Consider the following 24,437-nt stretch of genomic DNA (forward strand, 5'->3'; position numbering starts at 1 on the left):
GCTAATTCGGGTCGTCTTGTCGAGTTGGAGTCAGCGTGATTATTTCCAGACCCCTGTGCGGTTTTCTGTTTGCAGGTCTTTCATTCGCTGTGAGTTTGCCCGCGCAAGCCTTGGTTGAGCCTGGAAATCAGGCGGCCAGGGCCGAGATCCGGCGTACCGGTTTTGGCGTGCCGCATATCGTTGCCGCCAATGAGCGCGGCCTGGGTTACGGCATCGGTTATGCCTATGCGCAGGACAACCTGTGCCTGCTGGCCAATGAGGTGGTCACCGTCAATGGCCAGCGCTCGCGCTATTTCGGCCCGGACAAGGCGACCCTTGAGCAGCGCAACAACATGGCCAGCGACCTGCTGTTCCAGTGGCTCAATACGCCGCAGGCACTGGCGGATTTCTGGAATGCGCAGCCGCTGGAGATTCGCCAGTTGATGCAGGGTTATGTCGCCGGTTACAACCGTTCGCTGGCCGAGCAGACCACCCAAGGCCTGCCGCAACCCTGTGCGGCCGAGTGGGTTCGACCGATCAGCACCGATGATCTGCTGCGTTTGACCCGCCGCCTGCTGGTCGAGGGGGGCGTTGGGCAGTTTGCCGAAGCGCTGGCCGGTGCCACGCCGCCTGCACAGCAAAAACCACTGCAGGTCGATGCTCAGCAGGCTCAGGCGCTGCAACTGGCCGCTGCGCGTAACCAGCGTTTTGCTCTGGAACGCGGCAGCAATGCCGTGGCAATAGGACGCGAGCTGTCCGCCAACGGACGCGGCATGCTGTTGGCTAATCCGCATTTCCCATGGGGCGGCGGCATGCGTTTCTATCAAATGCACCTGACCATTCCCGGCAAGCTCGATGTGATGGGCGCAGCGTTGCCGGGTTTGCCGCTGATCAATATCGGTTTCAACCGGCATCTGGCCTGGAGCCATACCGTCGACACGTCGAAACACTTCACGCTGCATCGCCTGCAGCTCGACCCGAAGGATTCCACCCGTTACCTGCTGGACGGCCAATCGGTTGTCATGGGCAAGCAGCAGGTGAGTGTCGACGTGAAGCAAGCGGATGGCAGCCTGAAGTCGGTGCCACGCATCGTCTATTCGTCCCGGTTCGGTCCGGTGGTGCAGTGGCCGGGCAAGCTGGACTGGGACAGCAAATTCGCCTACAGCCTGCGCGATGCCAATCTGCAGAATGATCGGGTGTTGCAGCAGTGGTATGCGATGGACAAGGCCGACAGCCTCAAGGCGTTTCAGGATTCGGTACACAAGATCCAGGGCATCCCGTGGGTCAACACCCTGGCGGTGGATGCCCAGGGGCAGGCGCTGTACATGAACCTCTCGGTGGTGCCGAACGTTGATGCCGCCAGGCTTGCCCGATGCAGTGATCCGCGCATCGGCACAGAGCTGATCGTGCTCGACGGCTCGCGCAGTGAATGCAACTGGGAGGTCTCCGCAGAGGCAGCACAAGCCGGCATCTATCCGTCCTCGCGCCAGCCGCAGTTGCTGCGGACCGATTTCGTGCAGCATTCCAACGATTCGGCGTGGATGGTCAATCCCGCTGCGCCGCTGCAGGGCTTTTCGCCGCTGATCAGCCAGGACGGCCAGCCGCTCGGCCAACGTGCACGTTTTGCCCTGGATCGGCTGGGCAGCCTGAAGACGGCGGGCAAGATCAGCGTCGAGAACCTGCAAGCGATGGTCATGGACAACGAGGTCTATCAGGCCGTGCAAGTGCTGCCGGATCTGCTCACATTCTGCGCCTCGGAGCTGGGTGACGACGCTGCCCGTCTGGCACCGTTGTGCGCTGCACTGAAAGACTGGGACGGGCGCGCTGACCTGAACAGTGGCATCGGCTTCGTGTACTTCCAGAAGATCATGACATCCATGCAAGCTGTTGCCTCACGCTGGCGCGTCGCGTTCGACCCGCAGGACCCGGTTCACACGCCGAGCGGGCTGGCGATTGAGAACCCTCAGGTCGCCACTGCATTGCGCGCTGCCATGTTGGCCGCAGTGGATGAAGTGGCCAAAGCAGGACTCTCGGCAGGCAGTAAATGGGGCAACATTCAGGTCTCCAGCATCAGCGGCAAGCAGATCCCGATTCACGGCGGGCCGGCCGGGCTGGGCGTCTACAACGCCATGCAGACAATCGCTGGCAAGGACGGCAAGCGCGAGGTGGTCAGTGGCACCAGCTACCTGCAGGTGGTGACGTTCGACGAGCAGGGCCCCAAGGCGCAGGGTCTACTGGCGTTCTCGGAGTCGAGCAATCCACAGTCAGCCCATTCAAGCGACCAGACTGAGGCGTTTTCAAAAAAGCGGTGGCAGGCGTTGCCGTTCACTGAACAGCAGATCAAGGCTGATCCTGCGTATGAGGTGCAGGTGATAAGCGAGGGGGCCAATCGCTGAAAGAGGCAAGAAAAGCGTTTGGGCCATGCGGCCCAAATGCGCTTGCCGGGAATCAGCCGCCGGGTGTATCGATGTCGGCGTCAACACCCGTGGTTGGCTGATGATTGCGTAAGTCCTCGGTTTTTTCTTCCGGCTCATGGTCAGGCACATAGGCGCTGTCGCTGGTTGACTGGCTCTGCGACTGAGTCTGTGACTGGCTGGGGGAAGGCGTCTGGCCCTGGCTCTGGCCATTGCCCTTTTCAGTCTCGGGTTTCACGTCCCCGACTTGCGGCTCGATTGCCGGATCGTTGCGGTCCGGGCCCGGGCTGGCAGGTGCGTCCTGATTTGGCGTCGGTTCTTTCTGACGTTGCGGTTCGATAGACATGAGTACCTCGATATCTGGTTCAGAAAATGTGCTGACAGAGTTTCGAGGCAGGTTTTTTCAGATCGTTCGATGGAAAGTGCCCAGCGGAGCTGGGAGCTGGGAGCTGGGAGCTACAAGCTACAAGCTACAAGCTTCAAGAAAAAGCAGAACCGCTCTTGCTTGCAGCTTGCAGCTTGCAGCTTAAAACTTAAAGAACCTGCTTGATCGCATCACACACTACGTCGATGTTCTTCTGATTCAGCGCGGCCACGCAGATACGGCCGGTGTCCAGCGCGTAGATGCCGAACTCGCTGCGCAGGCGCTGGGCCTGTTCGGCGGTCAGGCCGGAGTAGGAAAACATGCCGCACTGACGAGCGACGAAGCTGAAGTCCTGACCGGCCGGGTTATCAGCCAGACGCTCGACCATCGCCTTGCGCATGCCCTGGATGCGCAGACGCATTTCGCCCAGTTCCTCTTCCCACATTGCACGCAACGTCGGGTCGTTAAGCACCGCCGCGGAGATGATCGCACCGTGGGTCGGCGGGTTGGAGTAGTTGGTGCGGATCACGCGTTTGACCTGGGACAGGACGCGAGTGGTTTCTTCCTTCGATTCGGTGATGATCGACAGCGCGCCGACGCGTTCGCCATACAGCGACAGCGATTTGGAGAACGAGCTGGAGGCGAAGAAGGTCAGGCCCGACTCGGCAAACAGGCGCACTGCCAGCGCATCTTCCTGAATACCCTGACCGAAGCCTTGGTAGGCCATGTCCAGAAACGGCACGTGGCCCTTGGCCTTGACCACTTCCAGCACTTTTTTCCAGTCATCCAGGCTCAGGTCGACGCCGGTCGGGTTGTGGCAGCAGGCGTGCAACACCACCACCGAGTTGTTCGGCAGGTTGTGCAGGTCTTCGAGCATGCCGGCACGGTTCACGTCGTGAGTGGCAGCGTCGTAGTAGCGATAGTTCTGCACCGCAAAGCCTGCGGTTTCGAACAGCGCACGGTGGTTTTCCCAGCTCGGGTCGCTGATGGCGACGACGGCATCGGGCAGCAGCTGCTTGAGGAAATCGGCACCGATCTTCAGTGCGCCGGTGCCGCCGACCGATTGGGTGGTCAGCACGCGGCCCGAGGCGATCAGCGGCGAATCAGCGCCCAGCAACAGTTTTTGCACGGCCTGGTCATAGGCGGCAATACCGTCGATCGGCAGGTAGCCACGCGGAGCATGCTGGGCCACGCGGACCTTCTCGGCTTCGGCCACGGCGCGCAGCAGGGGAATGCGCCCGTCTTCATCACAGTAGACGCCTACGCCAAGGTTGACCTTGGTGCTGCGGGTGTCGGCGTTGAAGGCTTCGTTGATACCCAGGATCGGATCGCGGGGTGCCATTTCGACAGCGGAAAACAGGCTCATGGTGCGGCGGCTCTTGGTGAAGAGTGGGAAGGGGACACGCTGAGGCTCGATGCGCCAAAGCGGTGCGCAAACAGAGCGTAGTATAGAGAGCATCCCCTCGGTGATCGACAGTGCAGGGCGGGTTTTTTACAGGTTTTTGCGCATATTTGTAGAACGTTCGTTCGGTTAAAACCTCAATGCTTTAAGTGGATGCCTTGAAAGGCTGATATATGACTCCATCTATTAGCCATCACTTCAAAACATCGCACGCCTGCTTCCCGGCGGGAACGGCTGTTTGCGATGATTTCGTCATGGCGCGCCGTCATGCGCCGACGAATATTTCCAGTTGTGCCGTCGAGGCGGTCAGGTCGCGGAAAGATTCACGCGAACCCGTCACACGCGCACCATTCAAGAGGTCAGTTATGTCCGAGTTCCAGCTCGTTACCCGCTTTGAGCCAGCCGGCGATCAGCCCGAGGCCATTCGCCAACTGGTCGAAGGGATCGACGCAGGGCTCGCGCACCAGACCTTGCTCGGGGTGACCGGCTCGGGCAAGACGTTCAGCATCGCCAACGTGATTTCCCAGATCAAGCGTCCGACGCTGGTGCTGGCACCGAACAAGACCCTGGCCGCGCAGTTGTATGGCGAATTCAAGGCGTTTTTCCCGAACAACGCCGTGGAGTACTTCGTTTCCTACTACGACTACTACCAGCCCGAAGCCTATGTGCCGTCGTCCGACACCTTCATCGAGAAGGATGCGTCGATCAACGACCACATCGAACAGATGCGCCTGTCGGCGACCAAGGCGCTGCTGGAGCGCAAGGATGCGATCATCGTCACCACGGTGTCGTGCATTTACGGTCTGGGCAGTCCGGAAACCTATCTGCGCATGGTCATGCACATCGATCGCGGCGACAAACTCGATCAGCGTGCCTTGCTGCGCCGCCTGGCCGATCTGCAATACACCCGTAACGACATGGACTTTGCCCGTGCGACCTTCCGGGTGCGCGGCGACGTGATCGACATCTACCCGGCCGAATCCGATCTGGAAGCGATCCGGGTCGAACTGTTCGATGACGAGGTCGAGAGCCTGTCGGCGTTCGATCCGCTGACCGGCGAGGTGATCCGCAAGCTGCCGCGCTTCACCTTCTATCCGAAAAGCCACTACGTTACCCCGCGCGAAACGCTGATCGAGGCGATGGAAAACATCAAGGTCGAGCTGCAGGAGCGCCTCGAATACCTGCGCAGCCAGAACAAACTGGTGGAAGCCCAGCGTCTTGAGCAACGCACCCGTTTCGATCTGGAAATGATGCTCGAGCTGGGTTACTGCAACGGTATCGAAAACTACTCGCGCTACCTGTCGGGCCGTCCGTCCGGTGCGCCGCCACCAACCTTGTTTGACTACCTGCCCCCCGATGCCTTGCTGGTGATCGACGAATCCCACGTCAGCGTGCCGCAGGTCGGCGCGATGTACAAAGGTGACCGTTCGCGCAAGGAAACCCTGGTCGAGTACGGCTTCCGCCTGCCGTCGGCACTGGATAACCGGCCGATGCGCTTCGATGAGTGGGAGGCGATCAGCCCGCAGACCATTTTCGTCTCGGCGACTCCGGGTAACTACGAGGCCGAGCACGCTGGGCGTATCGTCGAGCAAGTGGTGCGTCCGACCGGCCTGGTGGACCCGCAGATCGAGATTCGTCCGGCGCTGACTCAGGTCGACGACCTGCTGTCGGAAATTCACAAGCGTGCTGCGCTTGAGGAACGGGTACTGGTCACCACGCTGACCAAACGCATGTCCGAGGATTTGACCGACTACCTGAGTGACCACGGCGTGCGGGTGCGCTACCTGCACTCGGACATCGATACGGTGGAACGTGTCGAAATCATCCGTGACCTGCGACTGGGGACGTTCGACGTGCTGGTGGGCATCAACCTGCTGCGCGAAGGTCTGGACATGCCTGAAGTGTCACTGGTGGCGATTCTCGATGCCGACAAGGAAGGCTTCCTGCGCTCCGACCGTTCGCTGATCCAGACCATTGGCCGGGCGGCACGGAACCTCAACGGCCGGGCGATTCTGTATGCCGACCGGATTACCGGCTCGATGGAGCGCGCCATCGGCGAGACCGAGCGACGTCGCGAGAAGCAGATCGCCTTCAACCTGGAACACGGTATTACGCCCAAAGGCGTATTCAAGGACGTCGCCGACATCATGGAAGGCGCCACCGTGCCTGGCTCGCGCAGCAAGAAGCGCAAAGGCATGGCCAAAGCCGCCGAAGAAAACGCCCGCTACGAGAACGAACTGCGCTCGCCGAGCGAGATCAACAAACGCATTCGCCAACTGGAAGAAAAAATGTACCAACTGGCCCGCGACCTGGAATTCGAAGCCGCTGCGCAGATGCGCGACGAAATCAGCAAACTGCGCGAGCGCTTGCTGGCGGTTTGATTGGCTAGCCGACTCTCGCGTCAATCCGCGTTGATCATCGTGCCAATGCTCTGCGTTGGCATGCCGTTGTCAAATCTCAATCCACCTGACAGAACTGCCGTGTGACGCGGAGCGTCACGAACTGCATTCCCACGCGGAGCGTGAGGAACGATAGTCATCAACTCCCGAGCCGTGCCTTTAGCCAAATTGCCCTAAAGTGCTTTTTGAGCGCGATGGCACAGACGACGCAGAGTGCGACGTAAGTGACGGCTGAGTCCTGGCTCTGATCCGGGGGTAGCCTGGCAGGACGCCAGGCTAGCCGCACCGGACCATGGATGGTCCGTTGCGGCGACCCCCGGATCAGTGTCAGGGCGAAGGAACCCGACGAAGTCGGGCCGGAAACAGGAGCGAGGGGGTTTGCCTACTTTGGCCCCATCAAAGTAGGTCGCCGAGGGGCGAAAAGGTGACCTGAGCCGAACCTCAATCCACCTGACATCGCAGAACCGCTTTGTGACGCAGAGCGTCACGAACTGCATTCCCACGCGGAGCGTGCGGAACAAGAACTATCGTGGCTTGAAGCCTTTTTTCAGCACCCATCGGGCCCTGTGAGCAGCGCTGAGCGCGGAGCGCGAACGCAATCACATTGCCCGTGCTGGAGCCCCATGCCCCCGGCCTGTTAACATTCCGCGCTTGATCGACCTCATTCGGGATTTTCCATGACCACCGTTCGTACCCGCATCGCGCCATCGCCCACAGGCGACCCCCACGTCGGCACGGCCTACATCGCGCTGTTCAACTACTGCTTTGCCAAACAGCACGGCGGCGAGTTCATCCTGCGCATTGAAGACACCGATCAACTGCGCTCTACCCGCGAGTCCGAACAGCAGATCTTCGACGCACTGCGCTGGCTGGGCATCGACTGGAGCGAAGGCCCCGACGTCGGTGGTCCTCACGGTCCCTACCGCCAGAGCGAGCGCGGCGACATCTACCAGAAATACGCGCAGCAACTGGTCGACATGGGCCATGCCTTCCCGTGCTTCTGCACCGCCGAAGAACTCGACCAGATGCGCGCCGAACAGCAGGCCAAGGGCGAAACCCCGCGCTATGACGGTCGTGCCTTGCTGCTCTCCAAGGAAGAGGTTCAGCGCCGCCTGGATGCCGGCGAGCCACACGTTATCCGCATGAAAGTGCCCACCGAAGGTGTCTGCGTAGTACCTGACATGCTGCGTGGCGAAGTCGAAATCCCGTGGGACCGCATGGACATGCAGGTCCTGATGAAGACCGACGGCCTGCCGACCTACTTCCTCGCCAACGTCGTCGATGACCACCTGATGGGCATCACTCATGTACTGCGCGGCGAAGAATGGCTGCCATCGGCGCCGAAACTGATCCTGCTGTACGAATACTTCGGCTGGGACAAGCCGCAGCTGTGCTACATGCCGCTGCTGCGTAACCCCGACAAGAGCAAGCTGTCCAAGCGCAAGAACCCCACCTCGGTGACCTTCTACGAGCGCATGGGCTTCATGCCCGAGGCGATGCTCAACTACCTGGGGCGCATGGGCTGGTCGATGCCTGACGAGCGCGAGAAGTTCTCCTTGCAGGAGATGGTCGACAACTTCGACCTGTCGCGTGTTTCGCTGGGCGGGCCGATCTTCGATATCGAGAAGCTTTCCTGGCTCAATGGCCAATGGCTGCGTGACCTGCCGGTCGAGGAGTTCGCCTCGCGTCTGAAGACCTGGGCGCTGAATCCTGACTACATGATGAAGATTGCACCGCATGTACAGGGCAGGGTAGAGACCTTCAGTCAGGTCGCACCGCTGGCCGGCTTCTTCTTCGCAGGTGGCGTCACGCCTGATGTGAAGCTGTTCGAGCACAAGAAGCTGTCCCCGGAGCAGGTGCGTCAGGTGATGCAACTGATCCTGTGGAAGCTGGAATCGCTGCGTCAGTGGGAGAAGGAGCGGATCATGGGCTGCATCCAGGCCGTGGTCGAGCATCTCGAACTCAAGCTGCGTGATGCCATGCCACTGATGTTCGCTGCGATCACCGGCCAGGCCAATTCGGTGTCGGTGACCGATGCGATGGAAATCCTCGGTCCGGACCTGACCCGCTTCCGGCTGCGTCAGGCCCTCGATTTGCTCGGTGGCGTTTCCAAGAAAGAAAACAAGGAATGGGAAAAGCTTCTGGGCTCTATCGCCTGAGGCGTTACCTGTTCCTGTGAGTCGCCCCCGGTTTTCCGGGGGTTGAATGGTAAGTGGTTGTATTACCGACAAAAAAGTTTGCAGATTGTAGAAAATAAATTTGACAGCCCTGTCACTCACGCTTAATATGCGCCCCGTCCACTGATGTGGGGCTTTAGCTCAGCTGGGAGAGCGCCTGCATGGCATGCAGGAGGTCAGCGGTTCGATCCCGCTAAGCTCCACCAAATTTAGCGTTTCAGAGTGCTGCTACACTGCTCTGAAATGATGTGAAACAAGCGGATCCAGCGACCGTTTGCTTTACGAGAAGGTTTTGTCCCCTTCGTCTAGTGGCCTAGGACACCGCCCTTTCACGGCGGTAACAGGGGTTCGAGTCCCCTAGGGGACGCCAGTTTCACAGAGTGATGCCGGAAGGTTGATGTCCGCCGAGAGGCGTAAATCCGGGGCTTTAGCTCAGCTGGGAGAGCGCCTGCATGGCATGCAGGAGGTCAGCGGTTCGATCCCGCTAAGCTCCACCAATTTTGCCAGGGCTCATCGTTTGATGAACCTGACTGAAGGTTTTGCGTCCCCTTCGTCTAGTGGCCTAGGACACCGCCCTTTCACGGCGGTAACAGGGGTTCGAGTCCCCTAGGGGACGCCACGATTTCCCGCTCTGCGGGACCAAGGGTCATTCGATTATTGAATGGCCCTTTTGTTTTTTCGGGGTTTGAAAACCCCTCCTTTCTGTTTTTATCTATTGCCACACTCAACTGCAACCGACTCTCGTGCCGATACTGCGTTGGCATGCCGTTCGGGACACTCCGCGTCCTCTATGCGTTCGCAACGCAGTGCGCCGCGAACTGCATCCTCGCGCTACAGCCCTCATGGTTATACATAAGTCTTGTGGGAGCTTGCTCGCGAAGAGGCCGGTATAGCTCCCAGGAAATAGAGGTTGGATGCATCGTCTTCGTGAGCAAGCTCACTCCCACAGGTCTGTGTCCAGTCTGCACGTACGGTTTCAGGCCTTTTATCCGGGCTTATCCAGACTTGTGTGTGACTCTGAGCGCTGTAGCGTGAAGAGCAAAAGGCGTTCCGAGGGGCGCTTTTCATGCCAGCGCGTGTGAACGCGCGCCATGACCCGCTACACTCCCGCCAATCACATCTACTCAAGCAGGAGCACGCATGGTCTGGGATCGGGCAACGCCTTTCGTCATTGATCTGAATGTCGCCGCCGAAGACATCGACGGGCTGGGGCATGCCAATAATGCTGTCTATGTGTCCTGGCTGGAGCGCTGTGCCTGGCGTCATTCGCAGTTTCTCGGGCTGGACCTGACTGAATATCGGCGTCTGGACCGGGCCATGGCGGTGGTCAGGCATGAGATCGATTACCTGGCCAGCGCCTACGAGAACGACGAACTGCAATTGGCGACCTGGATCGTCGACTGGGACCGCCGCCTGAAAATGACCCGCTGCTTCCAGCTCAAGCGGCCTGTCGACAACCTGACGCTATTACGCGCGCAAACCACCTTTGTCTGCATCGAACTGTCCAGTGGGCGACCCAAGCGGATGCCTGCCGAGTTCATCGAGGGCTATGGCGCAGCCATCTCTGACAGGGCCGTTCCCAATCCGCACGTCGGGCAGTAAACTGCCGGACTTTTTTTCGAGTGTGACCCATGCAAATTGCTCTGGCGCCCATGGAGGGGTTGGTCGACGACATCCTGCGTAATGTGCTGACGAAAGTCGGCGGCATCGACTGGTGCGTGACCGAATTCATCCGGGTGTCCGAGCGTTTGATGCCGGCGCATTACTTCTATAAATATGCATCGGAATTTCACCAGGGTGCGAAAACTGACGCGGGCACGCCGTTGCGCCTTCAGTTGCTGGGCTCTGATCCTGTGTGCCTGGCCGAGAATGCCGCGTTCGCCTGCGAGCTGGGCGCGCCGGTGCTGGACCTGAACTTCGGTTGCCCGGCCAAGACCGTCAACCGTTCCCGTGGTGGCGCAGTTCTGCTCAAGGAGCCGGAACTGCTGCACACCATTGTCAGCCAGGTGCGCCGTGCTGTGCCAAAAGACATACCGGTCACCGCCAAGATGCGTTTGGGCTACGAAAACACCGACCTGGCGCTGGATTGCGCCAGAGCGTTGGCTGACGGCGGGGCCGAGCAAATCGTCGTGCATGCGCGCACCAAGGTCGACGGCTACAAGCCGCCGGCGCACTGGGAGTGGATCGCGCGCATTCAGGAAGTGGTCAAGGTCCCGGTAGTTGCCAACGGGGAAATCTGGACCGTTGAGGATTGGCGGCGATGCCGCGAAATCTGCGGCGCGCGGGACATCATGATCGGTCGCGGGCTGGTGGCGCGCCCTGATCTCGCCCGGCAGATTGCTGCGGCGCAGAAGGGCGAAGAGGTCGTGCCAATGACCTGGGACGCGTTGCAGCCGATGCTGCGGGTCTTCTGGCAGGACTGTCTGGTGAAGATGACGCTGATTCAGGCACCGGGTCGGCTCAAGCAGTGGCTGGTGCTGCTGACCAAAAGCTACCCCGAGGCGATCCTGATGTTCAATACGTTGCGCCGCGAGACCGACTGCGATCGCATCAGCGTATTGCTGGGCTGCGCGCCCGGTTGCTTACCCAAAAGCTGATCCCGACGAACGGTCAAAAAAATCCTGAAAAAAGTCTCTTGAAAAGCGAAAGGCTGTCCCTATTTTGGTGATCAGGCGATGCCGAAAACGGGTCGCTTAAACCACTCGCTGATAAACAGGAGAATTGTTATGGCTACTGCATTTTCTCTGGCTCCACTGTTTCGCAACTCAGTGGGATTCGACCGCTTCAACGACCTCTTCGAGTCGGCGGCGCGAAATGAGACAACCAGCGGCTATCCGCCCTACAACGTCGAGCGGCACACCGATGACCATTATCGAATCGTGATCGCTGCAGCAGGCATGCAAGAGCAGGATCTCGAGTTGCAGGTTGAAAAAGGTGTGCTGACCGTGATCGGCAACAAGCGCGAGCAAGAAGCCGAAAACGTGACGTATCTGCATCAGGGTATTGCCCGGCGTGAATTCAAGCTGTCGTTCAGGCTGGCGGACAATATCGAGGTCAAAGGGGCCGATCTGTCTCACGGCCTGCTGAACATTGACCTGGTGCGCAACGTGCCGGAAGAAGCGAAACCGAAACGCATTCCGCTCAATAGCCAGAAAGCGCTGGAAAACTGATCCGTCAGGTGATGTTGAGTCAGCGGCACGTAACAGGGAAGGCGCCTCAGGGCGCCTTCCTTTTTTTCAGTCCTGATGTGCAGTTTGCTGCGCAGGCCGTTTGAGCTCCAGCAAGGACTCGAACTGCGGGCCTGGCAGCGGTTCGCTGAACAGATAGCCTTGATAGGTGTAGCAGCCGACTTTTTCCAGAAATGCCAACTGCTCCGAGGTTTCCACGCCTTCCGCGATCACGTTCAGGTTGAGGCTCTGCGCCATGGCGACGATGGCGCGGATGATTTCTGCGTCGTTGGGGTCGTTGGTGGCATCCTGGACGAAGGACTGGTCGATCTTCAGCGTATCCACCGGCAAGCGCTTGAGATAGGTCAGGGACGAATAGCCGGTGCCGAAATCATCCATCGCAAAGCTGACGCCCAGCGCCTTGAGGCTGAGCATCTTGAGAATGGTGTCGTCCAGATTCTGGATGACGATACCTTCGGTGATTTCCAGCTTGAGCATGGACGCCGGCAACTGGTGCAGCGTCAGGCTGCGCTCCACGCGCTCGATGAAATCGTGCTGGAGAAACTGTCGCGGGCTGATATTGACACCCATCAGGAATTTGTTTTCCGGGATCAGCCCTTGTCTTAGCAGCAGGCCGCCGGTTTTGCAGGCTTCGTTCAGAATATGGCTGCCGACCTCCAGAATCATCCCGCTTTCTTCGAGTATCTGCACGAACTGATCGGGCGCCAGCAAGCCGTATTCGGGGTGTTGCCAGCGCAGCAGGGCCTCGGCCCCGGTGATGTATTCGTTGCGACAGTCGACCTGGGCCTGGAAGTGCAGGTGAAATTCGTTGCGGGTCAGGGCCAGGCGCAAGTCATTTTCCAGGCGCAGACGCTGGCTGACGGCCTGTTGCATGGACACATGGAAAAACTGTGAAGCGTTGCGCCCGCAATCCTTGGCCCGATACAGGGCAATATCGGCGCGCTTGAGTAGATCGGCCGGGGTCAGACCATCATCCGGAATCAGCACCACGCCGATGCTCGGGGTGACCTGCAGGCGATGGCCGTCGAGAAACATCGGCTCGGCCAGCAGGTTGCGCAGGTTGTCGGCCAGCTCCCGCACTTGTCGGGTGACCTCGCCCTGCGAGCCTTCCAGGCCGCAGATCAATACCACGAATTCGTCGCCGCCCAAGCGCGCCACGGTGTCTTCCTGGCGCACGCTGGCTTCCAGGCGCGCGGCGATGATGCTCAGAACGCTGTCGCCCACCGGATGGCCGAGCGAGTCATTGATGTGCTTGAAATGGTCCAGATCGAGAAACAGCAGGGCGCCGCGCAGGTTCTGGTGCTGAAGCAGCGACACCTGCTGGCTCAGGCGGTCGAGCAGCAGTGCGCGATTGGGCAGCCCGGTCAGCGGATCGTGATAAGCCAGGTGCTGAATCTGCGCCTGGGCATTTTTAAGCGCGCCGATGTCGCGGGCGTTCATCAGCAGGCAAGCGGTGTTGTTCAGGGTGATGAACTCGACCGATATATCCAGCACCAGCGGCGCGCCATGCTTGTCCCGACCGTCCATTTCGCGGTGATGCACGCGGCCTTTCTGGCGCAGTTCTTCAAGCATGTGTTCGCGCTGCAAGGTGTCGGTCCAGATGCCGACTTCATGCGCTGTACGGCCAAGCACTTCGTGGGCGCTGAAACCGGTCAGGCGGCTGAAGCCATCGTTGACCTCGACGTAGCGGCCCGAGTCGATTTCGGTGATGGTGATCGAGTCGGGGCTTGAATGAAACGCCTTGGCAAATTTTTCCTCGCTGGCCTCCAGGGCTATCTGAGCACACTGTTGGGTAATGTCCATCAGGGTGCCGGACAGCCTGACGGGCTGGCCCTGTTCATCCCGATAAATCCGCGCGCGGCTTTCAAGCAGGCGTGACGTGCCGTTCTTCAATTGAAACCGGTAGGTGACTTGCAGGCAGTCCTGCCCGGTTTCGAGCGCCGCGGCATAGAGTGCGCGCATGCGACGGCGTTCTTCGGCGGGCAGGCTGCCGAAGAACTGCCCGCCAGACTCATCGAAGGTCCGTGCCGGCATGCCGTGCAACAGCGCCGCGCGTGCCGAAGCCTGCAGCCGGTTGCGGACGATATCCAGATCCCAGGTGCCCATTTGCGCCAGGTCCAGTGCCAGCTCCAGGCGATCACGGGTTTCCTGCAGGGCCAGCTCTGCGTCTGTCAGCGGCAGCCTGGCAGAGGCCGTCTGTACGGTGGTTTTCGGCGCGGCGTTATCCGGTGGGTTGGGCATGGTATCCGAGCCTTTGATCGATGGAGCCGCCAGAGCGATCTGTCTGCGGCCTGCAGCCTCTATTCACTGTGTCTGCGCATCGAGCAGTTTCATGAATGCCCGTGCCGCATTCGATAGCGTGCGTTCGGTGTGCAGGATGTAGCCTAGCTGGCGATTGAGCTGTACGCCCGGCAGCGGAATGCGCGCCACCTGCTCGTCGAGCATGGTGCGCGGCAGAACGCTCCAGGCCAGGCCGATGGAGACTATCATCTTGATGGTCTCCATATAGTTGGTGCTCATGGCGATGTTGGGCTTGAGGCCCTGGGCCTCGCACAATCCGCTGACAATGTGATGGGTAAAGGTGTTACCGCCGGGAAATACCGCCGGATAGCGCACAATATCCTCCAGCTTCATCGGGCCGCTGTTGGCCAGCGGGTGCTCGGGTGCAGCGACGAAATCCAGCGGATCGTCCCAGACGGGCACGGCGCGGATCAGTGCATGCGGCTCGGGCGCCAGTGTAATGACTGCCAGCTCGGCACGCCCGTGAAGAATTTCTTCATAAGCAATTTCCGAATCCAGGAACTGAATGTCCAGTGCAACCTTCGGGTAAGTGCGGGTAAAGGCCCGTAATATCGGCGGCAAACGGTGCAGGCCGATGTGATGGCTGGTCGCCAGAGTCAGCCGCCCGGTGACTTCCCCGGTCAGGTTGGTCAGTGCCCGGCGGGTGTCATCCAGCACGTTGAGAATCTGGTAGGCGCGTGGCAGCAGGGCGCGTCCGGCCTCGGTCAGACTGACTTCGCGGCCCAGGCGATCGAACAGGCGCACGTTGAGTTGCTGCTCCAGACCGGCGATGCGCTTGCTGATGGCCGGTTGGGTCAGGTAAAGGCGTTCGCCTGCCCCGGAGAAACTGCCGGTCTCGGCGATGGCGATAAAGGCATTGAGGTTGGCCAGGTCCATGGTCAGATTCCAGTTGGTTATCCAAAGTATGAAAATTATGAATTTGAGTTATTTAAGCATATTCCATAGGATGACCGCACAAGCCAAAGGGTCATCGCCACGATTGCCCAAGGCATAGAAACAAGCTGATGAGGAAGTACGTCCGATGGCCGGGAAAACGCTCTACGACAAGCTCTGGGATTCGCATTTGGTCAAACAGCGCGACGACGGTTCGGCGCTGATCTACATTGACCGTCATATCATCCATGAAGTGACCTCGCCGCAGGCGTTCGAAGGTCTGCGGCTGGCGAAGCGCAAGCCGTGGCGGATCGACTCGATCATCGCCACGCCTGACCATAACGTGCCGACCACCGCCGAACGCAAGGGTGGCATCGGTGCCATCGAGGATCAGGTGTCGCGCTTGCAGGTGCAGACCCTCGACGACAACTGCGACGAGTACGGCATCACCGAATTCAAGATGAATGACCCGCGCCAGGGCATCGTCCATGTAATCGGCCCGGAGCAGGGCGCAACCCTGCCAGGCATGAGCGTGGTCTGCGGCGACTCGCACACCTCTACCCACGGCGCGTTCGGTGCGCTGGCCCACGGTATCGGCACTTCCGAGGTCGAGCACGTGCTCGCCACCCAGTGCCTGGTCGCCAAGAAAATGAAGAACATGCTGGTGTCGGTCGAGGGGCAATTGCCGTTCGGCGTGACGGCCAAGGACATCGTACTGGCGGTGATCGGCAAGATCGGCACCGCAGGCGGTAACGGTTACGCCATCGAGTTCGCCGGCAGCGCGATTCGCGACCTGTCGATCGAAGGGCGCATGACCATCTGCAACATGTCCATCGAAGCGGGTGCCCGGGTCGGCATGGTGGCCACCGACGAGAAGACCGTCGAGTACGTCAAAGGCCGTCCGTTCGCACCCAAGGGCGCGGAGTGGGACCTCGCTGTCGAAGCCTGGAAGGACCTGGTGTCCGACCCGGACGCTGTGTTCGATACCGTGGTCAGGCTGGACGCCGCACAGATCAAGCCGCAGGTCAGCTGGGGCACCTCGCCGGAAATGGTCCTCGCGGTCGATCAGAACGTGCCGGACCCTGCGCAAGAGCCGGATCTGGTCAAGCGCGGCTCCATCGAACGTGCGCTCAAGTACATGGGCCTGAAAGCCAATCAGCCGATTACCGATATCCAGCTGGACCGGGTATTCATCGGTTCCTGCACCAACTCGCGCATCGAAGATTTGCGTGCTGCTGCGGATGTCGCCAAGGGCCGCAAGGTGGCTTCAACCATCAAGCAGGCCATCGTGGTGCCGGGTTCGGGGCTGATCAAGGCGCAGGCCGAGAAGGAAGGGCTGGACAAGGTGTTCATCGAAGCCGGCTTCGAATGGCGTGAACCGGGCTGCTCCATGTGCCTAGCGATGAACCCGGACCGCCTGGGTTCCGGCGAGCATTGCGCGTCGACCTCCAACCGTAACTTCGAAGGTCGTCAGGGCGCCGGTGGCCGGACGCATCTGGTGAGTCCGGCGATGGCCGCTGCCGCTGCAGTGAATGGCCGTTTCATCGATGTTCGCGACCTGATCCAGCACTGAGGAGTCCCGTATGAAAGCCTTTACCCAGCACCATGGCCTGGTCGCTCCTCTGGATCGTGCCAATGTCGACACCGACCAGATCATTCCCAAGCAGTTTCTCAAGTCGATCAAGCGCACGGGTTTTGGCCCGAACCTGTTCGATGAATGGCGTTATCTGGATGTCGGCCAGCCGTATCAGGACAACTCCAAGCGCCCGCTGAACCCTGACTTCGTCCTCAATCATGAGCGGTATCAGGGTGCCAGCGTGCTGTTGGCCCGGGAGAACTTCGGTTGCGGTTCCAGCCGCGAACACGCGCCTTGGGCACTGGAAGAGTACGGTTTCTGCGCAATCATTGCGCCGAGCTATGCGGACATCTTCTTCAATAACAGCTTCAAGAACGGCTTGTTGCCGATCATCCTGTCCGAGGAAGACGTTGATCAACTATTCAAGCAGGTGGAAGCCTCGCCCGGTTATCAGTTGAGTATCGATCTGCAGGCGCAGACCGTGACCCGTCCGGATGGCAAGGTCCTGAGCTTTGAAATCGATGCGTTCCGCAAGCATTGCCTGCTCAATGGTCTGGACGACATCGGCCTGACGCTGATGGACGCCGAGGCCATCGCCGGTTTCGAGAGCAGGCACCGCGCCAGCCAGCCGTGGTTGTTCCGCGACTGATCGATTGATCGATCGACAGCGGATGCATGTTTGCCAGTAAGGTGTAATTGCGCCTTGCTGGCAAAAGTGTTTTGGCCGGACGCTAAATTTTCTGTGGTATTGAGCGTTTCAAGCAGGCGTTGTCAAAGACGCCGATGCACAAAATCGAGGATGTTATGAGCAAGCAGATTCTGATTCTCCCAGGTGACGGTATTGGTCCGGAAATCATGACCGAAGCGGTCAAGGTGCTGGAGCTGGCCAACGAAAAGTATCAACTGGGCTTTGAATTGACCCACGACGTGATCGGCGGCGCGGCCATCGACAAGCACGGCGTGCCGCTGGCCGATGAAACCCTGGAGCGTGCCCGTGCGGCCGACGCCGTGCTGCTCGGCGCAGTCGGCGGACCGAAATGGGACACCATCGAGCGTGACATCCGTCCTGAGCGCGGTCTGCTGAAAATCCGTTCGCAACTGGGCCTGTTCGGCAACCTGCGTCCGGCGATCCTTTATCCGCAACTGGCCGACGCGTCGAGCCTGAAGCCGGAAATCGTCGCCGGCCTGGATATCATGATCGTTCGCGAGCTGACCGGTGGCATCTATTTCGGCGCGCCACGCGGCACGCGGGTGCTGGATAATGGCGAGCGTCAGGCTTACGACACGCTGCCTTACAGCGAAAGCGAGATCCGCCGCATTGCCAAGGTCGGTTTCGACATGGCCATGGTGCGTGGCAAGAAGCTCTGCTCGGTGGACAAGGCCAACGTGCTGGCGTCCAGCCAGCTGTGGCGCGAAATCGTCGAGCAGGTCGCCAGGGATTACCCTGAAGTCGAACTGAGCCACATGTACGTCGACAACGCTGCCATGCAACTGGTGCGTGCACCCAAGCAGTTCGATGTGATCGTGACCGACAACCTGTTCGGCGACATCCTCTCCGATCAGGCATCGATGCTCACCGGCTCCATCGGCATGCTGCCGTCGGCCTCGCTGGACACGGCCAACAAGGGCATGTACGAGCCATGTCACGGTTCGGCGCCGGACATCGCCGGCAAAGGCATTGCCAACCCGTTGGCGACCATTCTCTCGGTGTCGATGATGCTGCGTTACAGCTTCAATCTGACCGATGCGGCCGACGCCATCGAAAAGGCTGTCAGCCTGGTTCTGGATCAGGGTATCCGCACCGGCGACATCTGGTCGGAAGGCAAAGTCAAAGTCGGTACGCAGGAAATGGGCGATGCGGTAGTCGCCGCGCTGCGGAATCTGTAATCTCTCTGGCCCGCCGCCTGCTGTGTACGCGCAGAGCGGCGGTCCCACTTTTATTCAAGGTGTAGTTGCGATGAAACGTGTAGGTCTGATCGGTTGGCGTGGCATGGTCGGTTCCGTGCTCATGCAGCGGATGCGGGAAGAGCAGGACTTCGATCTCATTGAGCCGGTGTTCTTCACTACTTCCAATGTCGGTGGCCAGGCGCCTTCGGTGGGCAAGGATGTTGCGCCCCTGAAAGATGCCTACAGCATCGACGAGCTGAAAACCCTGGACGTGGTGCTGACCTGCCAGGGTGGCGACTACACCAATGAGGTGTTCCCCAAGCTGCGCGAAGCGGGCTGGCAGGGTTACTGGATCGATGCGGCGTCCAGCCTGCGCATGCAGGATGATGCGGTCATCGTGCTTGACCCGGTGAACCGCAAGGTCATCGACCAGCAACTGGATGCGGGCACCAAGAACTATATCGGTGGCAACTGCACCGTCAGCCTGATGCTGATGGGCCTGGGCGGCCTGTTCGATGCCGGTCTGGTCGAGTGGATGAACGTCATGACCTATCAGGCGGCCTCCGGCGCCGGCGCGCAGAACATGCGTGAGCTGATCAGGCAGATGGGCGCGGTGCATGCTTCGGTGGCCGATGATCTGGCCAACCCGGCCAGCGCCATTCTGGACATCGACCGCAAGGTGGCTGAAGCCATGCGCAGCGAGTCGTTCCCTACCGAGAACTTCGGCGTACCGCTTGCGGGCAGCCTGATCCCGTGGATCGACAAGGCCCTGCCAAACGGCCAGAGCCGCGAAGAGTGGAAAGGCCAGGCCGAGACCAACAAGATCCTCGGTCGCTTCAAGAGCCCGATCCCGGTGGACGGCATCTGCGTGCGCATCGGCGCCATGCGTTGCCATAGCCAGGCGCTGACCATCAAGCTGAACAAGGATGTGCCGATTGCGGACATCGAAGGTTTGATCAGCCAGCACAACCCGTGGGTCAAGCTGGTGCCGAACAACCGCGAAGCCAGCATGCATGAGCTGAGCCCGACGGCGGTGACGGGCACCATGAGCATTCCGGTGGGGCGTCTGCGCAAACTGAACATGGGTTCGCAATACCTGGGCGCTTTCACCGTGGGTGACCAGCTGTTGTGGGGCGCTGCGGAGCCGCTGCGTCGCATGCTGAGAATCCTGCTGGAGCGTTGAGGCTTCGGTTTCACAGCCAACCCGCTTCCTGAAAGGGAAGCGGGTTTTTTAATGGCTGATACTTTTGGTTGATCGCCCTTTGTCCCTATATATGGGATTGAAATTTACATATTGAGATAAGTGTAACAACGGGTTTATAGTCGTCCTGCACTCACTTCCAAAAAAACAACAGGTGACGCAATGCAGGCGCAATTGATCGCGCTCGATTGGGGGACAACCTCACTTCGTGCTTATCGACTTGGCGAACATGGCCAGGTACTGGAACAGCGCGCGTTGAGCGCGGGCATCATGCAGTTGCCAACCACGCCGCGGCTGATCGCGGGGCAGTTCTGCAGTGACGGTTTCGAACTGGCCTTCGACCAGGCGTGCGGCGACTGGCTCGATGCCCAGCCGGATCTGCAGGTGATTGCCTGCGGCATGGTCGGCAGCGCGCAGGGCTGGCGCGAGGCGGCTTATCGGGAAACGCCGGCCAGCGTCAACGAGCTGAGCGCAGCGTTGCAGACGGTACGCAGCGTGCGCGGCGTGACGGTGCACATCATCCCCGGCGTCCTGCAGCGCTCGACCCTGCCCAACGTCATGCGTGGCGAAGAAACCCAGGTGCTGGGTGTGCTGGCAGGGCTCGAAGACGGGCAGGGCAGCCAGCCGCTGCTGATCGGTCTGCCGGGCAGCCACTCCAAATGGGTGCAGGTAGAGCGCGGTCGCATCGTTCACTTCGATACCTTCATGACCGGTGAGGTTTACGCCGCGCTCTGCGCCCACACCATTCTCGGGCGCACCATGCAGCCTGCCGAGGCGTTCGATGAGCAGGCCTTTGACCGCGGCTTGTCGATTGCCCTGTCCGACGCGGGCTCCGCCGGGCCACTGTCGACTATTTTCAGCACGCGAACGCTCGGCCTGACCGGGCAATTGAGTGCCAGCGCGCAACCTGACTATCTTTCCGGCCTGTTGATTGGCCATGAACTGGGCGCCATCGCCAGGCTGCATCTGCACAACCACGAACAATTGCCTGCGGTGATCCTCATCGGCAGCGATTCGCTGTGCACGCGTTATGCACGCGGGCTGGCCGTTTGTGGCTTTCCCGGGGTGACATTGGCCGAGCAGGCGACCGAGCGCGGCCTCTGGCAGGTCGCCGTGCAGGCCGGCCTGATCGCGCGCCGCTCGTCCCAACACATTCGAGAGGTTTGACATGCTCAAGCAAGCATTGAAAGAAAATGGTCTGGTCGCGATTCTGCGCGGCCTGCGTCCCGAAGAAGCGCCTGCCATGGGCGATGCGCTGTACGAAGCGGGTTTTAGGGTCATCGAAGTGCCGCTCAATTCCCCGCAACCGTTCGACAGCATCCGCCTGTTGCGTCGGCAGTTGCCTGCCGATTGCCTGATCGGTGCTGGCACCGTGCTCACCCCTGAGCAGGTGACTCAGGTCAAGGACGCCGGCGGGCAAGTGATCGTCATGCCGCACAGCGACGCCAAGGTGCTGCGTGCGGCCAAGGCGGCCGGGCTATTCCTGTCGCCAGGCGTCGCGACGCCGACCGAAGCCTTTGCGGCACTGGCCGAAGGCGCCGATGTGCTCAAGCTGTTTCCTGCCGAGCAGATGTCGCCGGCGGTGGTCAAGGCGTGGCTGGCGGTCTTGCCCAAGGGCACGATTCTGCTGCCGGTCGGTGGTATCTCGCCGGACAACATGAAGGTATTTCTCGACGCCGGTGTGAAGGGGTTTGGTCTGGGCTCCGGGCTGTTCAAACCTGGCATGAGCGTCGCAGACGTCACCGAGCGTGCCCAGGCCTATGTGGCGGCCTGGAAGCAGCACAGCGCAGCGCTTGCAGACTGACCGGCGCAGCAGATGCCGCCGTGCAGTAGCCGCTATCCAATAAGAGAATCAACAAGAGAAACCGCACCCATGAAAATCACCAAACTCACCACGTTCATCGTTCCGCCGCGCTGGTGCTTCCTCAAGGTCGAGACCGACGAGGGCGTTGTCGGCTGGGGCGAGCCAGTGGTCGAAGGCCGCGCGCATACCGTCGCCGCTGCCGTGGAAGAGCTGTCCGATTACCTGATCGGCAAAGACCCGCGCAACATCGAAGACATCTGGACCGTGCTGTATCGCGGCGGCTTCTACCGCGGCGGCGCGATCCACATGAGTGCGCTGGCCGGCATCGATCAGGCGTTGTGGGACATCAAGGGCAAGGCGCTGGGTGTGTCGGTCAGCGACCTGCTCGGCGGTCAGGTGCGTGACAAAATTCGCGTCTACTCGTGGATTGGCGGTGATCGGCCCGCCGACACGGCGCGCGCCGCCAAGGAAGCGGTGGAGCGCGGTTTTACGGCGGTGAAGATGAATGGCACCGAAGAGCTGCAGTTTCTCGACACCTTCGACAAGGTCGACCTGGCGCTGGCCAACGTGGCCGCCGTGCGTGATGCGGTGGGGCCGAATGTCGGCATCGGTGTGGACTTCCACGGCAGGGTCCACAAGCCGATGGCCAAGGTGCTGATGAAAGAGCTGGACCCGTACAAGCTGATGTTCATCGAAGAGCCGGTGCTCAGCGAGAACTATGAAGCACTGAAGGAACTGGCGCCGCTGACCAGTACGCCGATTGCGCTGGGCGAGCGGCTGTTCTCGCGCTGGGACTTCAAGCGCGTATTGAGCGAAGGCTACGTCGACATCATCCAGCCGGATGCCTCGCACGCCGGTGGCATTACCGAAACCCGCAAGATCGCCAACATGGCTGAAGCCTACGACGTCGCACTGGCGTTGCACTGCCCGCTGGGGCCTATCGCGCTGGCGGCGTGCCTGCAACTGGACGCGGTTTGCTACAACGCCTTCATCCAGGAGCAGAGCCTGGGTATCCACTACAACGAAAGCAACGACCTGCTCGATTACGTCAAACACCCGGAAGTCTTCGACTACGACAAAGGCATGGTCAAGATCCCCAACGGCCCCGGCTTGGGCATCGAAATCAACGAAGAATACGTCATCGAACGCGCCGCCATCGGCCACCGCTGGCGCAACCCGATCTGGCGTCATGCGGATGGCAGTTTTGCCGAGTGGTAGAACAGCAAATCCGCTAGCCATCTTTTCGGCGCTCTGCGCTCATTGCCATACATAAGTCCTGAAGAGCCTGGAAAATGGGCGTTCAGGCTTCTGCCCACAGGGCGTGGGAGCGAACTTGTTCGCGAAAAGGCCGACATGTTCTCTGAAAATGTTTCGTTTGAACAATTGTCTTCGCGAACAAGTTCGCTCCTACGGCCTTCGGCCAGAATCAAAAGCGCACTTGCGTATAACGATGAGCGCTCTGCGTGGGAACGAGAATCGGCGTGCCTTCAGCTCGGTTATATCGAAATACAGACCTCAATAAATCCAACAAGAGGCTACATTCCATGCGCACTCGAACTCTGGAGGGTGCGGCATCCCTGGTGACGCCGTCCCGCAAACGTTTCTTTATCATGGTGCTGCTGTTCATCACCGTAGTGATCAACTACCTGGACCGCAGCAACCTGTCGATTGCCGCACCAGCGCTGACCTCCGAACTGGGCCTTGACCCGGTGCATGTCGGGCTGATCTTTTCCGCGTTCGGCTGGACCTACGCCGCCATGCAACTGCCCGGGGGCTGGCTGGTGGACCGCGTGCCGCCGCGCATTCTCTACACCGCAGCCCTGTTGCTGTGGTCCATCGCGACCATCATGCTCGGCTTCGCCGCCAGCTTCATCGCCCTGTTCGTACTGCGCATGGCGGTTGGTGCGCTGGAAGCGCCTGCTTATCCGATCAACAGCCGCGTGGTCACCACCTGGTTTCCCGAGCGCGAGCGGGCTACCGCCATCGGCGTCTACACCTCCGGACAGTTCGTTGGTCTGGCGTTTCTGACCCCGGTGCTGGCCTGGCTGCAGGCGCACTACGGCTGGCACATGGTGTTTGTCGCTACCGGTGGAGTCGGCGTGCTGTGGGCGTTGATCTGGTACACGGTGTATCGCGAGCCACGTGATTTCAAGGGCGTCAATCAGCAGGAAATCGAGCTGATCCAGGAGGGTGGCGGGCTGGTGGACATCCAGAAGGACGTCGAAAAACAGAAGCAGGCGTTCAGCTGGCTGGACCTGGGTATTGTGTTGAGCAAGCGCAAGCTGTGGGGCATCTACCTGGGGCAATTCTGCCTGAACTCCACGCTGTGGTTTTTCCTGACCTGGTTCCCGACCTACCTGGTGAAATACCGGGGCATGGACTTCATCAAATCGGGCCTGCTGGCGTCGTTGCCGTTCCTCGCCGCGTTTGTCGGTGTGCTGTGCTCGGGCTTCTTCTCCGACTGGCTGATCCGCCGCGGGCATAGCGTAGGCTTTGCACGCAAGTTGCCGATCATTGCCGGGCTGCTGATCTCGACCTCGATCATCGGTGCCAACTTCGTCGACTCCACGCCGCTGGTGATCACCTTTCTGGCGCTGGCGTTCTTCGGCAACGGTCTGGCGTCGATCACCTGGTCGCTGGTCTCGACCCTGGCGCCAGCGCGCCTGCTGGGCCTGACCGGTGGCACGTTCAACTTCATCGGCAACCTCTCTGCCATCGCCACCCCGATCGTGATCGGCTTTCTGGCGTCGGGAGACTCGTTTGCGCCTGCCATTACCTACATATCGGTCCTGGCACTGCTGGGCGCGCTGTCTTACATCCTGCTGGTAGGGAAGGTGGAGCGTATCGAGCTCTGATGTCGACGCGTCTGGAC

Annotated in this window: 18 protein-coding genes and 4 tRNA genes; 18 read left to right on the plus strand and 4 right to left on the minus strand. The window is 60.3% G+C overall.

Going from position 1 to position 24,437, the window contains the following annotated elements:
* Positions 1-41 precede the first annotated feature (41 nt).
* On the plus strand, positions 42-2,375 hold the full coding sequence (gene pvdQ, locus KUIN1_RS10305; protein ID WP_332107648.1) for a bifunctional acylase PvdQ: 2,334 nt from the start codon (positions 42-44) through the stop codon (positions 2,373-2,375).
* Positions 2,376-2,427: 52 nt separating this feature from the next.
* Here pvdQ and KUIN1_RS10310 read toward each other — a convergent pair whose 3' ends face one another.
* Complete coding sequence (locus KUIN1_RS10310; RefSeq protein WP_003407694.1) at positions 2,428-2,739, minus strand: hypothetical protein; 312 nt, start codon at positions 2,737-2,739, stop codon at positions 2,428-2,430.
* Positions 2,740-2,926: 187 nt separating this feature from the next.
* Positions 2,927-4,123 carry an amino acid aminotransferase gene (locus KUIN1_RS10315; protein WP_003407696.1) on the minus strand — a complete coding sequence of 399 codons (1,197 nt, stop codon included), beginning with the start codon at positions 4,121-4,123 and terminating at the stop codon, positions 2,927-2,929.
* 401 nt (positions 4,124-4,524) lie between these two features.
* Here KUIN1_RS10315 and uvrB point away from each other — a divergent pair, with 401 nt between their 5' ends.
* From uvrB to KUIN1_RS10365, 9 genes are all read left to right on the plus strand, one after another.
* Positions 4,525-6,540, plus strand: coding sequence for an excinuclease ABC subunit UvrB (gene uvrB, locus KUIN1_RS10320; protein WP_116887083.1), 2,016 nt, complete (start codon positions 4,525-4,527; stop codon positions 6,538-6,540).
* Between the two features lie 695 nt (positions 6,541-7,235).
* Positions 7,236-8,717 (plus strand): glutamate--tRNA ligase, encoded by a 1,482-nt coding sequence (gene gltX / locus KUIN1_RS10330; protein ID WP_011267360.1) that lies wholly within the window; start codon positions 7,236-7,238, stop codon positions 8,715-8,717.
* Positions 8,718-8,865: 148 nt separating this feature from the next.
* A tRNA-Ala gene (locus KUIN1_RS10335) sits at positions 8,866-8,941 on the plus strand.
* An 88-nt stretch (positions 8,942-9,029) separates the two neighbouring features.
* Positions 9,030-9,105 (plus strand) — tRNA-Glu (locus tag KUIN1_RS10340).
* 51 nt (positions 9,106-9,156) lie between these two features.
* Positions 9,157-9,232, plus strand: a tRNA-Ala gene (locus tag KUIN1_RS10345).
* A gap of 46 nt (positions 9,233-9,278) precedes the next feature.
* Positions 9,279-9,354: transfer RNA gene (locus KUIN1_RS10350), tRNA-Glu, on the plus strand.
* 521 nt (positions 9,355-9,875) lie between these two features.
* A complete protein-coding gene (locus tag KUIN1_RS10355; RefSeq protein WP_116886189.1) occupies positions 9,876-10,337 on the plus strand; it encodes an acyl-CoA thioesterase in 462 nt (153 codons plus the stop codon).
* Between the two features lie 29 nt (positions 10,338-10,366).
* Complete coding sequence (locus tag KUIN1_RS10360) at positions 10,367-11,332, plus strand: tRNA dihydrouridine synthase (protein WP_116886190.1); 966 nt, start codon at positions 10,367-10,369, stop codon at positions 11,330-11,332.
* Positions 11,333-11,461: 129 nt separating this feature from the next.
* Positions 11,462-11,905 carry an Hsp20 family protein gene (locus KUIN1_RS10365; protein WP_003316521.1) on the plus strand — a complete coding sequence of 148 codons (444 nt, stop codon included), beginning with the start codon at positions 11,462-11,464 and terminating at the stop codon, positions 11,903-11,905.
* A gap of 66 nt (positions 11,906-11,971) precedes the next feature.
* Here the strand turns inward: KUIN1_RS10365 and KUIN1_RS10370 are convergent, their stop codons facing one another.
* The gene (locus KUIN1_RS10370) at positions 11,972-14,164 is read right to left on the minus strand and encodes a putative bifunctional diguanylate cyclase/phosphodiesterase (protein ID WP_032654037.1); all 2,193 of its coding nucleotides are present in this window, start codon (positions 14,162-14,164) and stop codon (positions 11,972-11,974) included.
* Between the two features lie 63 nt (positions 14,165-14,227).
* Positions 14,228-15,100, minus strand: coding sequence for a LysR family transcriptional regulator (locus tag KUIN1_RS10375; RefSeq protein ID WP_116886191.1), 873 nt, complete (start codon positions 15,098-15,100; stop codon positions 14,228-14,230).
* 145 nt (positions 15,101-15,245) lie between these two features.
* On the opposite strand from KUIN1_RS10375, the gene leuC reads away from it, so the two are divergent.
* The 8 genes from leuC to KUIN1_RS10415 all read left to right on the plus strand — a co-directional run bounded on the left by leuC (position 15,246) and on the right by KUIN1_RS10415 (position 24,420).
* A complete protein-coding gene (gene leuC / locus KUIN1_RS10380; protein WP_003406190.1) occupies positions 15,246-16,670 on the plus strand; it encodes a 3-isopropylmalate dehydratase large subunit in 1,425 nt (474 codons plus the stop codon).
* A 10-nt stretch (positions 16,671-16,680) separates the two neighbouring features.
* Positions 16,681-17,322, plus strand: a complete 642-nt coding sequence (leuD, locus tag KUIN1_RS10385) for a 3-isopropylmalate dehydratase small subunit (protein WP_011267363.1) — start codon at positions 16,681-16,683, stop codon at positions 17,320-17,322.
* Positions 17,323-17,477: 155 nt separating this feature from the next.
* A complete protein-coding gene (gene leuB / locus KUIN1_RS10390) occupies positions 17,478-18,560 on the plus strand; it encodes a 3-isopropylmalate dehydrogenase (protein ID WP_011267364.1) in 1,083 nt (360 codons plus the stop codon).
* Positions 18,561-18,630: 70 nt separating this feature from the next.
* A complete protein-coding gene (gene asd / locus KUIN1_RS10395; RefSeq protein ID WP_002552957.1) occupies positions 18,631-19,743 on the plus strand; it encodes an aspartate-semialdehyde dehydrogenase in 1,113 nt (370 codons plus the stop codon).
* A 180-nt stretch (positions 19,744-19,923) separates the two neighbouring features.
* A complete protein-coding gene (locus tag KUIN1_RS10400; protein ID WP_011267365.1) occupies positions 19,924-20,928 on the plus strand; it encodes a 2-dehydro-3-deoxygalactonokinase in 1,005 nt (334 codons plus the stop codon).
* A 1-nt stretch (position 20,929) separates the two neighbouring features.
* On the plus strand, positions 20,930-21,565 hold the full coding sequence (locus tag KUIN1_RS10405; RefSeq protein ID WP_024640844.1) for a 2-dehydro-3-deoxy-6-phosphogalactonate aldolase: 636 nt from the start codon (positions 20,930-20,932) through the stop codon (positions 21,563-21,565).
* Positions 21,566-21,577: 12 nt separating this feature from the next.
* The gene (gene dgoD, locus KUIN1_RS10410) at positions 21,578-22,783 is read left to right on the plus strand and encodes a galactonate dehydratase (protein ID WP_011267367.1); all 1,206 of its coding nucleotides are present in this window, start codon (positions 21,578-21,580) and stop codon (positions 22,781-22,783) included.
* A 326-nt stretch (positions 22,784-23,109) separates the two neighbouring features.
* On the plus strand, positions 23,110-24,420 hold the full coding sequence (locus KUIN1_RS10415; protein WP_003366669.1) for an MFS transporter: 1,311 nt from the start codon (positions 23,110-23,112) through the stop codon (positions 24,418-24,420).
* Positions 24,421-24,437 lie beyond the last annotated feature (17 nt).

Origin of the sequence: Pseudomonas sp. KUIN-1 (assembly GCF_009176725.1) — a bacterium.
In the GTDB taxonomy this organism is placed as follows: Bacteria; Pseudomonadota; Gammaproteobacteria; order Pseudomonadales; family Pseudomonadaceae; genus Aquipseudomonas; species Aquipseudomonas fragariae.

Bases quoted from the DNA above. Each gene is read 5' to 3' on its own strand.
- KUIN1_RS10310 (WP_003407694.1), bottom strand. From the start codon at position 2,739: ATGTCTATCGAACCGCAACGTCAGAAAGAACCGACGCCAAATCAGGAC.
- KUIN1_RS10315 (WP_003407696.1), bottom strand. From the start codon at position 4,123: ATGAGCCTGTTTTCCGCTGTCGAAATGGCACCCCGCGATCCGATCCTG.
- uvrB (WP_116887083.1), top strand. From the start codon at position 4,525: ATGTCCGAGTTCCAGCTCGTTACCCGCTTTGAGCCAGCCGGCGATCAG.
- gltX (WP_011267360.1), top strand. From the start codon at position 7,236: ATGACCACCGTTCGTACCCGCATCGCGCCATCGCCCACAGGCGACCCC.
- KUIN1_RS10355 (WP_116886189.1), top strand. From the start codon at position 9,876: ATGGTCTGGGATCGGGCAACGCCTTTCGTCATTGATCTGAATGTCGCC.
- KUIN1_RS10360 (WP_116886190.1), top strand. From the start codon at position 10,367: ATGCAAATTGCTCTGGCGCCCATGGAGGGGTTGGTCGACGACATCCTG.
- KUIN1_RS10365 (WP_003316521.1), top strand. From the start codon at position 11,462: ATGGCTACTGCATTTTCTCTGGCTCCACTGTTTCGCAACTCAGTGGGA.
- KUIN1_RS10370 (WP_032654037.1), bottom strand. From the start codon at position 14,164: ATGCCCAACCCACCGGATAACGCCGCGCCGAAAACCACCGTACAGACG.
- KUIN1_RS10375 (WP_116886191.1), bottom strand. From the start codon at position 15,100: ATGGACCTGGCCAACCTCAATGCCTTTATCGCCATCGCCGAGACCGGC.
- leuC (WP_003406190.1), top strand. From the start codon at position 15,246: ATGGCCGGGAAAACGCTCTACGACAAGCTCTGGGATTCGCATTTGGTC.
- leuD (WP_011267363.1), top strand. From the start codon at position 16,681: ATGAAAGCCTTTACCCAGCACCATGGCCTGGTCGCTCCTCTGGATCGT.
- leuB (WP_011267364.1), top strand. From the start codon at position 17,478: ATGAGCAAGCAGATTCTGATTCTCCCAGGTGACGGTATTGGTCCGGAA.
- asd (WP_002552957.1), top strand. From the start codon at position 18,631: ATGAAACGTGTAGGTCTGATCGGTTGGCGTGGCATGGTCGGTTCCGTG.
- KUIN1_RS10400 (WP_011267365.1), top strand. From the start codon at position 19,924: ATGCAGGCGCAATTGATCGCGCTCGATTGGGGGACAACCTCACTTCGT.
- KUIN1_RS10405 (WP_024640844.1), top strand. From the start codon at position 20,930: ATGCTCAAGCAAGCATTGAAAGAAAATGGTCTGGTCGCGATTCTGCGC.
- dgoD (WP_011267367.1), top strand. From the start codon at position 21,578: ATGCCGCCGTGCAGTAGCCGCTATCCAATAAGAGAATCAACAAGAGAA.
- KUIN1_RS10415 (WP_003366669.1), top strand. From the start codon at position 23,110: ATGCGCACTCGAACTCTGGAGGGTGCGGCATCCCTGGTGACGCCGTCC.